Source organism: Rhizobium esperanzae, assembly GCF_014197615.1.
GTDB classification, from domain to species: Bacteria; Pseudomonadota; Alphaproteobacteria; order Rhizobiales; family Rhizobiaceae; genus Rhizobium; species Rhizobium esperanzae_A.
Window position 1 is genome coordinate 1 of the sequence record NZ_JACIFY010000021.1, and the last position, 12,976, is coordinate 12,976.

Annotated in this window: 12 protein-coding genes; 4 read left to right on the top strand and 8 right to left on the bottom strand. The window is 60.9% G+C overall.

Annotation, left to right across the window (positions count from 1 at the left end):
- Positions 1 to 247 precede the first annotated feature (247 nt).
- Positions 248 to 1,417, bottom strand: coding sequence for an alpha-D-ribose 1-methylphosphonate 5-triphosphate diphosphatase (locus GGD57_RS24035; protein WP_184472738.1), 1,170 nt, complete (start codon positions 1,415 to 1,417; stop codon positions 248 to 250).
- Positions 1,418 to 1,636: 219 nt separating this feature from the next.
- Between GGD57_RS24035 and GGD57_RS24040 the strand changes: the two genes are divergently transcribed.
- Both GGD57_RS24040 and GGD57_RS24045 read left to right on the top strand, forming a co-directional pair.
- Positions 1,637 to 2,260, top strand: coding sequence for a PadR family transcriptional regulator (locus tag GGD57_RS24040; RefSeq protein WP_184472739.1), 624 nt, complete (start codon positions 1,637 to 1,639; stop codon positions 2,258 to 2,260).
- Between the two features lie 4 nt (positions 2,261 to 2,264).
- Entirely contained in the window at positions 2,265 to 3,527 is a 1,263-nt protein-coding gene (locus GGD57_RS24045; protein WP_184472740.1) for an FAD-dependent oxidoreductase, read from the top strand.
- A 70-nt stretch (positions 3,528 to 3,597) separates the two neighbouring features.
- On the opposite strand, the gene GGD57_RS24050 is transcribed toward GGD57_RS24045, so the two are convergent.
- Both GGD57_RS24050 and GGD57_RS24055 read right to left on the bottom strand, forming a co-directional pair.
- The gene (locus tag GGD57_RS24050; protein ID WP_184472741.1) at positions 3,598 to 4,188 is read right to left on the bottom strand and encodes an NUDIX domain-containing protein; all 591 of its coding nucleotides are present in this window, start codon (positions 4,186 to 4,188) and stop codon (positions 3,598 to 3,600) included.
- Positions 4,185 to 6,389: a molybdopterin-containing oxidoreductase family protein gene (locus GGD57_RS24055; protein WP_184472742.1), complete on the bottom strand. Its 2,205-nt coding sequence runs from the start codon at positions 6,387 to 6,389 to the stop codon at positions 4,185 to 4,187. Before GGD57_RS24055 ends, GGD57_RS24050 begins: the two co-directional genes overlap by 4 nt.
- Before the next feature lie 16 nt (positions 6,390 to 6,405).
- Here GGD57_RS24055 and GGD57_RS24060 point away from each other — a divergent pair, with 16 nt between their 5' ends.
- Together GGD57_RS24060 and GGD57_RS24065 are read left to right on the top strand one after the other, a co-directional pair.
- Positions 6,406 to 7,290, top strand: coding sequence for a 23S rRNA (adenine(2030)-N(6))-methyltransferase RlmJ (locus tag GGD57_RS24060; protein ID WP_184472743.1), 885 nt, complete (start codon positions 6,406 to 6,408; stop codon positions 7,288 to 7,290).
- Between the two features lie 74 nt (positions 7,291 to 7,364).
- The gene (locus GGD57_RS24065; protein ID WP_085736792.1) at positions 7,365 to 7,961 is read left to right on the top strand and encodes a glutathione S-transferase family protein; all 597 of its coding nucleotides are present in this window, start codon (positions 7,365 to 7,367) and stop codon (positions 7,959 to 7,961) included.
- Positions 7,962 to 8,066: 105 nt separating this feature from the next.
- Here GGD57_RS24065 and GGD57_RS24070 read toward each other — a convergent pair whose 3' ends face one another.
- The 5 genes from GGD57_RS24070 to GGD57_RS24090 all read right to left on the bottom strand — a co-directional run bounded on the left by GGD57_RS24070 (position 8,067) and on the right by GGD57_RS24090 (position 12,897).
- Positions 8,067 to 8,852, bottom strand: a complete 786-nt coding sequence (locus tag GGD57_RS24070) for an ABC transporter permease (RefSeq protein ID WP_184472744.1) — start codon at positions 8,850 to 8,852, stop codon at positions 8,067 to 8,069.
- The gene (locus GGD57_RS24075; protein WP_184472745.1) at positions 8,849 to 10,030 is read right to left on the bottom strand and encodes an ABC transporter permease; all 1,182 of its coding nucleotides are present in this window, start codon (positions 10,028 to 10,030) and stop codon (positions 8,849 to 8,851) included. Before GGD57_RS24075 ends, GGD57_RS24070 begins: the two co-directional genes overlap by 4 nt.
- Entirely contained in the window at positions 10,027 to 11,091 is a 1,065-nt protein-coding gene (locus GGD57_RS24080) for an ABC transporter ATP-binding protein (protein ID WP_184472746.1), read from the bottom strand. The genes GGD57_RS24075 and GGD57_RS24080 overlap by 4 nt, the downstream gene beginning before the upstream one ends.
- 93 nt (positions 11,092 to 11,184) lie before the next feature.
- Positions 11,185 to 12,225 carry an ABC transporter substrate-binding protein gene (locus tag GGD57_RS24085; protein WP_184472747.1) on the bottom strand — a complete coding sequence of 347 codons (1,041 nt, stop codon included), beginning with the start codon at positions 12,223 to 12,225 and terminating at the stop codon, positions 11,185 to 11,187.
- Between the two features lie 123 nt (positions 12,226 to 12,348).
- Positions 12,349 to 12,897, bottom strand: a complete 549-nt coding sequence (locus tag GGD57_RS24090; RefSeq protein ID WP_184472748.1) for a cupin domain-containing protein — start codon at positions 12,895 to 12,897, stop codon at positions 12,349 to 12,351.
- Positions 12,898 to 12,976: the final 79 nt, after the last annotated feature.

Consider the following 12,976-nt stretch of genomic DNA (forward strand, 5'->3'; position numbering starts at 1 on the left):
ATGCGAAAGCTGCTCGTGCTGGCAAACTGCCTGCTAGCTCAGGACCGCCTCTGGACCCCAAATCCGCCTTGACAACCAACACAGATTCTCATCCGCCTGCCGGCACCTTCTCCCCGTAAACGGGGCGAAGGGACCATGCCGCGACCTCTCCGTCCCTTGCCAACCTCTCGCAGGGCACGTCCCCTCGCCCCGTTTACGGGGAGAGGGTTAGGGTGAGGGGCGAAACCACAAGTTTCAGGGCAATGCATTAAGCCGCCATCGCCCGCAGCGGATGCAGCGTGCCGTCGCTGTAGACGAAGCGGCCGGCGCGGAAGGTGGCGCGGATGCGGTTGATGTCGCCGGGTTCCACCGCCACCAGATCGGCGCGCTGACCGAGGGCGATTTCGCCGCGGTCGGAGAGGCCGGCGGAGCGGGCGGCGTTGGCGGTCGCCATGGCGACAGCGGCCGGCAGGCCGCCTTCCACCATATCGGCGAGCTTGAAGATGCCGGGCACGAAGGCGGCCGGATGATAGTCGGCGGCGATAACGCTGAGCAGGCCGGCCTTGGCGGCATCGAGGGCGCTGAGATTGCCGGACATCGACTGGCCACGGAGCGCGTTCGGGGCGCCCATCAGCGTCCAGAGACCGCGGCGACGCGCTTCTTCCGCGGCAGGTGCCGTGACCGGAAACTCGCTGATGGTGACGCCGAGATCATGCATTTCGGCGACCTTTTCAACGCTGTCATCGTCATGCGAGGCGAGCGACAGCTTGTGCTTCAGCGACAGCGCGACAATCTCTTTCAGCTTGGCCTCGATCTCAGGATTGCTGCGCATGGCGATGCGCTTGGCGACGATCTCGGCGGCCATTTCCTCGGAGATGGCGCGGCGCTCGGAAATGCTGAGGATGTAGCTTTGCAGGTTGTTGTATTGGCCCTGACCCGGCGTGTGGTCGGTGAGCGAGACCATGTCGACCTGATCGGCATTCAGCAGGCGCTCCAGTGCCGGAGCGGCGCCGACATTGGTGATTTCGTAGCGGGCGTGGACGCGGTGGTCGATCAGCAGATCGTCGCGCAGACGGTTGATGCCCTCGATTACCGCCGAGGTCGTTTCCAGCGAGCGGACGTGGCCGTAAACGCTTTCGGTGGCGAAGGACACTGCGGCAAAGGCCGTTGTGACACCGGCAGCGGCGAGCTTCTTGTCGAGTTCGTGAATGCCGAAATCGATCGGCATCGTCGCATTCGGCCGCGGCGCAATCTCGCGCTCGATCATGTCGCCATGGAGATCGACGAAACCGGGCATCAGCAAGCGCCCGCCGCCGTCGATGGCGGCAGCGGCAACCGGCTCGGGCCGGATCTCGGCGATGACGCCATCCTCGATACGCACGGAACCTTCACTCACCACCCCGTTCGGGAGAACGAGGGTGAAATTGCTGAGCCACATGGTCTTCTCCTGACCGCATCCGATGATTGCCGCAGCGGATAGAACCGCTTGGTGACAGCCGTATGAAATTACGAGCGCTATTCTTAAAGCGGAAAGCTGAGCTTTGGAATGGCTGGATGGGCTTGCCCCGATTCACGATCATCGATCCAGGCAGCATATATCCAGAAGGCGCCGGCCCCGGCGGTCGCATTGACTAGTAATAAAATAACTAGTAATATTATGACTATGGCGATCAAACGCTCTCCCATCGCCCTCGCCGTCCTTGCAATGCTCATGGAAGAGCCACTGCATCCCTATCGAATGCAGCGGCTCATCAAGGAGCGCGGCAAGGCCGAGGTGATCAATGTCACACAGCGAGCGAGCCTTTATCAAACAATCCAGCGGCTCGAACGCGAGGGTTTGATCACCGCGCAGAAAACAGTCCGGGATGACAAGCGTCCCGAGCGGACCGTATACGAGATAAGCGCGAAGGGCCGCGAGATCTCGCTGGAATGGATGCGGACGATATTGTCGACCTTAACGCAGGAATATCCGGAATTCCCCGCAGCCATATCATTTCTTCCTCTGCTCACACCTGATGATGTGGCGAGACAGCTCAAGCTCAGAGCAAAAGCCCTCGAGGCGGAACTTCACCGGATCGACGAAGTCCTGCAGGAAGCGCAGGTGGTTCCAAGGCTCTTCCTTCTCGAAATGGAATATCTCCGAGCGCTTCACGCAGCCGAATTATCCTGGGTCAACGGCATTGTCGGGGACCTCGGCGCCCAGCGCATCGCCTGGACGGAAGAATGGCTGAGGCAGATCGCCGCCAAGTTCTCCACCGACGCCAAACTCGACCAAGAGTAACACCATGAAGGTTTTGATTATCGGCGCCGGGACTGGCGGCCTGGCACTCGCTCAGCTGCTTAAGCAGGCGGGGGTTTGCGTAGCGGTGTATGAACGCGACCTCCAGCCGAATACCGACAGCGGTGGTTATCGCGTCGGCATCAGCCCGGCTGGAAACCGAGCGCTGCGAGCCTGCATTCCCGGCGAGCTCTACGATCTCTATGTCGCCACCTGCGCCAGATCGCCGCGTTATTTCAACATGCTCACTGAACAGCTCTGCGAAGTGCTGAGCTTCGATATCGATGATGCAGGCCCGAATGCTCTCGACGGTGAAAGGAATGTCATTCGAAAGACGCTGAGGCGGGTTCTGCTCAGGGGTCTTGAAGACGACGTCCTCTTCGGGAAAGCGCTTCAAGGCTACTCAAGCAACGCCGACGGGTCGGTCACCGCCTGCTTTCAGGATGGGAGCCGCGTCACGGGAGACGTCCTGGTCGGCGCCGACGGCACGGGTTCCGCGGTACGCAGGCAACGCCTGCCGGAAGCGCGTCTGGAAGATACGGGGATCATATCGATCGGGGGCAAAATTCCTATGACGGCCGAGACGAAAGCTCTGCTGTCGGACAAAATGTTCGAGGGCATGTCGCTGATTATGGCGCCGATGGGCTTCGGCGCAATCATTCACTCGCTCGAGTTCGCCGACAGCCGAAATGATCCCGGTGTCGCTGCTCGATGGCCGGATTTCGTCGAAGCACTCGACGAGGACAGCATCGGCTGGGGGATATGGGGCGCTCGGCAGAATTGCCCGCGGGATCCGGCCACCCTGAGCGGCGAACAGCTGAGGGAACTGGCTCTCGAGCTCGCACGGGACTGGCATCCGCATTTACGCACCCTCATCCGCATGACGGCCCCCTCGACGATCCGCGACATCAAGGTCAGGACCTCGGTCCCGCTGACGCCTTGGGCGAGTTCAAATGTCACTCTGCTCGGTGACGCCATCCATACCATGACACCCGGACGAGGCGCGGGCGCCAATACAGCCCTTCGCGATGCCGCTCTGCTTGGACACATGCTGGTCGAAGCAGACCAAGGACGAAAGCCGCTCGTCGAAGCCATACATGCCTACGAAGTCGAGATGCTTCGCTACAGCACCGGCGATCTGGTGCATCGGCCGCTTGTCGGCAGACTCCAGCTCGCTGTGACGCGCGGCGTGATGCGCATCGTCAACGCGATGCCTGCAGTCAAGCGGCGCGCCTTTCGGCAAATGATGCGCGTTCGCGGGGAGAACTAATACCCCTCGTGGATCATGTCGATCCGCGCCACAGGCCACGTCAAGAAGCAGGTCCCGATCGCCTTCCCCGCTATCGAAGTTTGTCCCTGTTCAACAGCGCCCATTGCAGCAGCACGATCGTCTTGGCGTCGAAGATCTCGCCGGTTTCGATCATTGCGGCGGCTTCGTCGAGCGGGACTTCGAGAATCTCGATATCCTCGTGCTCCTCGTCCAGGCCGCCGCCTTCCGCCACGCGATCGGCGCTGTCGATCAGAGAGACGAAGAAGTGGACCACTTCGGTGATGGCACCCGGCGAGGTATAGCATTTGAACAGGAAACGCGCGTCGCGCAGGTGGTAACCGGTCTCCTCCATCGCCTCGCGGCGGATCGCGGCTTCGGGATGATCGTCGTCGAGAAGGCCGGCCGGCACCTCGATCATCCAGGCGGGATCGCCATGGAGATGGACAGGAAGGCGGAACTGGCGGACGAGGACGACGAGATCGCGTTTCGGATCGTAAAGCAGGATGCAGGCGGCCTGCGTGCGGTGATAGACCTCCCGCTTCAATCTCTGGGTCGCGCCTCTGCGGTCGATATAGTCGAGCAGATAGCTGCTCAACCGCGTCCAGCCATTCGACAGCGTTTCCTCGCTGACGATTTTCACCCGTGATTTCGGCTGCATCATACTGCGTCCTTGCGAAGCCAGACCTTGTTGTCGTGTACGGCCGCCCCGCCATAGGGCGCGACCGGGTCGGCGCCGGTCAAGACGTTGATACCCTCGCCGTCGACATGCGCCTTGTTCGGCCAGAGGCCCTCGGCGATCAGCACGCCCGATTTCACTTCGGTGGTGATGCGGGCGTGGATGCGCAGGTCGCCGCGGCTGTTGCCGATGCGCACAAGGTCTCCATGGGCGATGCCGCCGGCCTCGGCGTCGGCCGGATTGATCATGACCTCGGGGCGGCCTTCCTTCTGGCGGGAGGTCTTGGTCTCGGAGAAGCTCGAATTCAGGAAGTTGCGTGCCGGCGAGGTGGCGAGACGGAAAGGATGCTCGGGATCGGCGACTTCGATGACATCGACCTGATCCGGGAAGGCCGGCAACGCAGCATGCGGCCCGAGCACGCCGATCGCCGCCGGCGGCTTGTTCGGCGCCGGCTGATTGATCCAGTCCGGGCGGAAATGGAACCTGCCATCGGGATGGGCAAAGCCGTTCAGGAAGTGCGCCTCCTCGAAAGCCGGCTGGCGATCGAACCATTTGTGCTCGAGGAAATGCTCGTAATCCGGCAAACCACTCGCCTCGAGCACGCGGTCGACCATCTCGCGGGCAGTGAAGCCGAAGCCGGGACGATCGGCGACGCCGAGGCGCTTGGCCAGCTCCTCGATGACGAAGAGATTGCTGCGCACGCTCGGCGGCGGCTCGACCAGCTTCGGCCCCAGCAGAATATGGTTCTGGCCGCCGGCGCGGTAGATATCGTCATGCTCGACGAACATCGTCGCCGGAATGACGATATCGGCGATGTCGGCCGTTTCGGTCATGAACTGCTCGTGGACGGCAACGAAGAGGTCGTCGCGGGCAAAGCCGCGCCTGACGAGGCGCTGCTCGGGGGCGATGTTGGCCGGATTGGTGTTCTGGATCAGCATGGCCGTCACCGGGCCGCGATGGCGCAGCGCCACCGGATCGCCGGTCAACACCCGGCCGATCTGCGACTGGTCGAGCATGCGGATATCGGCATCCTTCATCGCCCGGCCGGTCAATTCCACATTGTTCATGCGGAAGATATCGGTGTTCGAATGGAAGGCGCCGCCGCCCTCATATTGCCAGGAGCCGAGAACCGTGGCGATCGAAGCGGCCGCATGCATGGCAACAGCCCCGTTGCGCTGGCGGGTAAAGCCGTAGCCCAGGCGGAAGAAGGTCTTCTTCGTCGTGCCGACGAGGCGGGCGAAGGCTTCGATCTCGTCGACCGAAAGGCCGGTGATCGCAGCCGCCCATTGCGGCGTCCTGGTCTTCAGATGCGCTTCGAGACCTTGCGGATCGTCGGCGTATTTCGTCATGTACTCACGGTCGGCATAGCCATCGCGGAAGGCGATGTGCATGACGGCGCAGGCGAGTGCCGCATCGGTGCCCGGCTTGACGATCAGCGCCATGTCGGCCTGCTTCATCGTCGGATTGTCGTAGATGTCGATGACGACGATCCTGGCGCTGCGCTCCTTGCGCGACTTGATGGCGTGGGTCATCACGTTGACCTGGGTAGAGACCGCATTGGTGCCCCAGATGACGACGCAATCGGTGCGGCCCATCTCGCGCGGATCGGGACCGCGCAGCGTGCCGGTCGCCACGGTGAAGCCGGTCCAGGCCGGGTTGGTGCAGATCGACGAGAAGAAACCGGAATAGCGCTTGGCATGGCGCAGGCGATCGATGGAATCGCGCTGCACCCAGCCCATGGTGCCGGCATAGAAATAGGGCCAGATCGCCTCGCTGCCGTCCCTCGCCTCGGCCTTCACGAAGGCTTCGGCGATCTCGTCAAGCGCATCGTCCCAGGAAATCTGCTGCCATTGCCCTGCCCCCTTGGCGCCGGTGCGGCGCAGGGGATGCATCAGCCGGTCGGGATGATAAAGCCGTTCGGAATAACGGGCGACCTTGGCGCAGATGACGCCCGAGGTGTAGGAATGATCGTTTGCGCCGCGCACGCGGCCGATGCGGCCATCCTCCGCTATCTCGACCTCCAGCGCGCAGGTGGATGGACAGTCATGCGGACAGGCCGTGTGGCCGACCTTGCTGTCCAGCTTCGGGGATTTGGCATGGATGGGGGTCGCAATGTTCATGGCCTTTGTATATTGCAAGGCTTCTGCGGCCAAAAGCCACAAAAACTCTCGATAACGCGAATTCATACGGGCATCAGCGAAAATGAACTACCGCCACATATATCATGCGGGCAATTTTGCCGATGTGCTGAAACATGCCGTGCTGGCGCGGCTGATCCGCTACATGCAGAAGAAGGACGCAGCATTCCGCGTGCTCGACACGCATGCCGGCATCGGGCTCTACGACCTCTCCTCCGAAGAAGCGCAGAAAACCGGCGAATGGCTTGAGGGCATCGGCAAGCTGATGCAGGCGGATCTCGGGCCGCAGGTTTCCGAGCTGCTGGAGCCCTATCTCTCGGCAATCCGCGAGCTCAACCCTGAGGGCGGCATCCGCTTTTATCCCGGATCGCCGAAACTTGCCCGCCTGCTGTTCCGGCCGCAGGACCGTCTGTCGGCAATGGAGCTGCATCCCGAGGATTATCTCCGGCTGCACCGGCTGTTCGAAGGCGATCACCACGCCCGCATCACCGAGCTCGACGGCTGGCTGGCGCTGGGCGCGCATCTGCCGCCGAAAGAGAAGCGCGGCATCGTGCTTGTCGATCCGCCCTTCGAGGAAGAGAATGAATATCAACGTCTGGCCGAGGGGCTGGAAAAGGCCTATCGCCGCTTTCCCGGCGGCACCTATTGCCTGTGGTATCCGCTGAAGAAGGGTGCGCCGATCAAGGAATTCCACGAGACGCTGCAGGCGCTCGACATCCCGAAGATGCTCTGCGCCGAACTGACCGTGCGCAGCGACCGCGGCATCACCGGACTGACGGGCTCCGGCCTCGTCATCGTCAATCCGCCCTTCACGCTGAAGGACGAGCTGCACCAGTTGCTGCCGGCACTGAAAGACCATCTGGCGCAGGACCGCTTCGCCTCGCACCGGGCCTTCTGGCTGCGCGGCGAGACCAAGGCGGTCAAGGATGATCGACTGGGGGACGATTGACGGACGGGGCGATTGACCGGGCAAGAGGCTTCGGGAATAGTCCGCCGCAGTTTTAAAAACTCGTCAGGTATCCCATGAAGCTTCTTTGGTCGTCCCCCTCGCCCTATTCCAGCAAAGTGCGGATGGCCGCGCATTTCCTGGGCCTGGAATTGAATGCCGTCCGGGTCGACACCAATGCCGGGCCGGCGATCCTGGTGGACAACAATCCGCTCGGCAAGATCCCGACGCTTCTGATCGATGACGGCGCCGCGGTCTTCGACAGCGTGGCGATCATGCATTATTTCGACCGGCTGGCGAAGGGCAAGCTCTACCCTTCCAAGAAGGGCAAACGCACCGATGCGGAAGTCCTCGAAGCGCTCTGCGACGGCATCTGCGACTGCCTGCTGGCGATCATGTACGAGCGGCGCTTTCGCGACGAGGAAAAGATCCACCAGCCGTGGATCGACCGGCAATGGAAGAAGGTCACGAGCGGGCTTGCGCATCTCAGCGCCAATCCGCCGAAAGCAGGCAAGAAACTCAACGGCGGACATTTCGCCTTGGCCGCCACGCTCGGCTATCTCGACCTGCGCTTCAAGGGCCAGTGGGAAGCCGATCATGCGCCGCTGATCGACTGGTTGGCGCAGTTCGAAAAGAAATTCCCCGCCTATCCGGAGCTCAAGACCAGCGCATAGCCTAGAGCATGTCGCGCAAAAGTGTGCGGCGGTTTTACGAGAACGACATGCGTAAAAACAAAGACCTAAAGCGCGAGGAGCGAATCTGAAAGATCGCGACGCGCTTTAGGCGTTTTGGGTCCTCCTTTTCCCAAGATTGACCAGTACCGCGATGACCACCGTCCCAGCGATGAACACGAACGCGGCGGCTGCGATGGCCGGACTGATATTTTCCCGGATGGTGGAGAACATCTGCCGGGCCAAAGTCCGTTGGTTTGGGCCCGCGACGAAGAGCGTCAGGACCACCTCGTCGAGCGAAGTCGCAAAGGCGAAGACAGCGCCCGAGATGATGCCCGGCATCGCCAAAGGCAGCGTCACGGTGCGCAGAACGACGTGGGGTGCCGCGCCTAGGCTCGCCGCCGCGCGTTCAAGCCGGCTGTCAATGCCTTGAAGTGAGGCAGTGACGTTTACGATGACAAATGGCACGGCCAGCACAGTGTGGGCGACGATCACGCCAATGTACGTGTTTGCGAGGCCATACTGAGCGAACATCAACTGCATTCCGACACCCAAAACAACGGCCGGCACGACCATGGGCAGGAGGAACACGGTTCTGATGAAGCCAAATACCAGCGAGAACGACGTCCCGCGGAGGCCAAGAGATGCAACGGTCCCGAGCACCGTTGCCAGCACGGTGGTCCCCGCCCCTATGATGAGGCTGTTGACGATGGACATCTTCCAGGCTCCGGCCGTGAACAGTTCAATGAACCACCGAAGGGAGAAGCCGGGAATGGGATAGTTCAAGAACACGCTGTTGGTAAACGCGAGCGGCAAAATCGCCACCAGCGGCGCCATCAGGAAGAAGACGGTAACGGCACCGAAAACCAGTTTCGAAATCGGCAGTAGCTTCATGCTCGCGCCTCCTCTGAGGAGAGTCGGAGGTAGACGACGTAGAGGGTGATGGTGGCCAGCAAAAGCACTAGCCCCAATGCTCCAGCCATTCCCCAGTTTGCCGCGCCCGTCGCGTAGTACGCGATCACGCCGCTGATCATCTGATCTTTCGCGCCGCCGATAAGCGCCGGGGTGATGTAGTAACCAAGTGCGCTCATGAAGACCAAGAGCGATCCGGACACGACGCCCCGCATCGAAAGGGGCATGAGGACGAGCCAGAAAGCCCTGATCGGCGGAGCCCCCAGGGAGGCTGCGGCGGGCATAAGGTTCCTCGGTACGGAGATCAGGACGCTGAAGATCGGCAGCACCATGAAGGGCAGCAGCACATGCGTCATTGCGATCACGACACCGACGCGGTTGAAGATGAGCGAGACCGGGCCGTCCGTGATCCTGAGAAATTCGAGTGCCGAATTAATGAGGCCGTTGTCCTGCAGCAGGATGTACCAAGCTGCCGTCCGCACCAGAAGCGAAGTCCAAAGAGGCAGAAGGACTGCTGCCAACAGGAGTTGCCGCCTCCATCCGGTGACGGACGCGGCCACCATGGCAAAGGGAAGTCCAAGCAGGACGCAGCAGATCGTCACGATCGCGGATGTGAACAGGGTGCGGACCAGAATGTCCCGGTTTGCCGATATACCTTCGGGGACAGAAGTGATGTTGCCTTGCGGGTCACGCATCAAATCGACGGCAGCCAGCAAGTTCCTATCGGTGATCGCCGATCTCGACGCGTCGCGCACTGCTATCCAAAAGGCCGGCTCAGCCCAACGCTCATCCACGGCCACCAAGTCGGCGAGATTCTCATCGGCCTCGGCGGCAGAACGTGTCTTGCTCATCAGAGTCCTGAATCCGGACTTCGCGCTATTCAGGCGTCGCACGAGATCGCCGAAGAGTTCAGGATCGTTGATCGCCCGAAGGTCGCGGACGAACATCTTCTGAACCTCGGCCGACGGGACCGATGCGCCGTCCCACCCCTTAAAGGCGGAGGCCGTGTTAGGAAGAGCTTCGGACGCGACCGGGTCGGACACCGCCGACGACATCATGTTCGCCAACGGTACCACGAAGAAGAAAGCCAGAAACAACGCCAGCGGTGCTATTAGCGCGAAGGATGTCAACTGCCTCCGGAAGCGAGCTTCGTGCGTCATGCCACAATCCAACACTGCTCGGCGGCAAAGGACGCGGTGACCTCGTCGCCGATCTGCGGCGGCGTCGCGCGGCGATCCGCCTTCACGATCAGGTCGAGGCCCTGCGCCGCAAGACGAATTTGGAGATGATCGCCGTGATAGACGATGTCAGACACTGTGGCCTTGAGGCGATTGGCGGAGGGCGAGCCGGCGTTGATTTCAACCCGTTCCGGTCGGACCGAAACCTTCACATTCTTGTTGTTGACCATATCCTGAGACGAATGAACATTCAGGTGCTGCCCGCCATCGAGCCTGACTTCGAAACTTCCGTCGCCGGAACGCGACACCTTGCCGACGAGAAGATTTGTCTCTCCGATGAACTGTGCGACGAACTGTGTGCGTGGACGATCGTATATTTCGGATGGCTCGTCGATCTGTTCGATCTTCCCGTGATTGAAGATCGCGATGCGGTCCGACATCGTGAGCGCTTCGGTCTGATCGTGCGTGACGAAGACGATCGTAAGGCCAAGCCGCCGATGGATATCGCGGATGTCGAGTTGCATCTGCTCGCGGAGCTTCTTGTCGAGCGCGCCCAACGGTTCGTCCATCAGGACGACCTCGGGCTCGAACACCAGTGCCCGCGCCAATGCCACGCGTTGTTGCTGCCCCCCGGACAACTGGATGGGACGCCGGTCCTGGAAGGCGGCCAGTTGCACCATGTCAAGCGCCCGGCCGACGCGCTCGACTGTTTCGGCCCTCGAAACACCTCGCATCCTGAGGGGGAAGGCGACGTTTTCCGACACGGTCATATGAGGGAACAGCGCGTAATTCTGAAAGACCACTCCCATGTTCCGTTTATATGGAGGTAACGCGTCGACGCGCTTGCCACCGACGGCAATGGAACCTTTCGACGGCCCCTCAAAACCCGCGAGCATCATCAGCAGCGTGGTCTTGCCCGATCCGGACGGTCCCAGCATGCTGACGAACTCACCCCTCGCGATCGTCAGGTCCAGGTCGTCGACGACCGTCATGATGCCGAAAGACTTGCTCACCTTCTCGAACTGGATAAATGCGTCTCTCATCTGGGCCCGCGATTTGGTGGTTGCCGCACGGAACTGACTACCTCATGCAGACAGTTCGAAGGGCGCGGGGTCGAAGCGGCCCCGCGCGATGTCTTACTGGCCGAGCCAAGCGTTGAAACGCTGCGTCAGCTCTTCGGAGTTATCGGTCCAGAAATCGACTTTTAGAGGGATCGCACCCTTCAGGTTTTCTTCCGTGGTCGGAAGCTCCTTCTTGTATTGATCCGGAACGAGCTTGGTCGCACCGAGGTTCGGAAGACCGTAGGCGATAAATTCCGGCAGCTTTGCCTGATTTTCAGCCTTGCTGGCATAGGCGATGAAATCCATCGCTGCGTCCTTGTTCGGACTATCCTTGAGGATCACCCAGTTGTCGATTGCATAGACGCTGCCTGGAAAGACGAAACCGAAATGCTTTCCTTCGGATCGGTTGATACCGCTGATGCGGCCGTTGTAGGCGGCGGTCATCACGACCTGACCGGAAGACAGCAACTGAAGCGGCTGCGCACCGGCATCCCACCACACAATGTCGGGCTTCAGTTCATCAAGCTTCTTGAACGCGCGATCCACGCCACCAGGGCCGCTCAGAACTTCATAAACCTTCTCGGCGGGAACGCCATCGGCCATGAGCGCGAACTCCAGGGCGTACTTCGGTCCCTTGCGAAGACCGCGCTTACCCGGGAATTTTTTGACATCCCAGAAATCGGCCCAGGACTTCGGCGCTTCCTTGAGCTTGTCGGCATCGTAGGAGAGACCGGTGGACCACACGATGTTGCCGACGCCGCAGTCGCTGACGGCCGCTGGGAGATACGCCTCCTTGCCGCCCAGCTTCTGCCAATCGATCTTTTCGTAAATGACGTCCGCGCAACCGAGGGCCAGTTCCTCGGATTCGACTTCGACGACATCCCAGTTTGGCGTGCCCGCCTTCACCTTGGCCCGCAGGACGCCGTATCCGCCATCCCAGCTTTCGTCGAGAACGGGCTTGCCGCTCTCCTTGGCGAAAGGCTCGAAGAAAATTTTGCGCTGTGCATCCTGGAAGTTGCCTCCCCAAGACACAACTGTGAGATCACGAGCGTGGACTGTAAGCGCGCCGCCCATGAGAATAGTGGATGCGATCAGTGTAGCAGTCAGGAATTTCATTTTTGGGGCTCCCCTGGTTTTCCTTCGACCGGGCGATAGGAAAACACGTTTCGAGGGATTTGGAAGTCGGCCTAACCGGCTTGGTGATTATTCTCACCACGACTTCCACGTGCCAGGGGCGCGCTAGTATGTAGGCGGCGTTATCGCGCTCAGTATTTCGCTCTCGCCATCGTGAACATTGCGGAACCTATGGGGCAATCGGCTGTCGAAGTAATAACCGTCGCCCGAACGCAGAACTTTCTTTTGATTCCCGACGGTTATTTCCACAGCGCCGGACAGGATCATCCCCGCCTCTTGCGCCGCATGGGTGAACTCCTCACCGGAGTCGGCCCCTACCCTGTACTTCTCGTGTAACATCAGCATCTGGCGGTTGGGATGGTCGAGACCAATCACGCGGTACGATATGGTGTCGACCTTTCCTATCTCGACGAGGTCCACCGCCGCGTAGAACGGTGTGTAGGGCAGGCTCGATTGCAGGTCGGAGAAAAAGCCGGGCAACGTCGTGCCGAGGGCATCGAGCACCGCTCCGAGAGTGTCGATGGATGGGCTCATTTTGTCCCGCTCTATCAGAGAGATCGTTGAGTGGGAGATGCCCGACCGAACGGCCAACTCCCGAACGCCCAGGTCGCGCCTACGTCGCAACTCCCGCAGCTTGCTCCCGATTTTCGGCATTCCGACCTCCTTGTTTCATGAAGTTGCCCGACGAACATGGCACCATGTCAGCGCGCTGGAAACTCGATGAAGCCGCGCA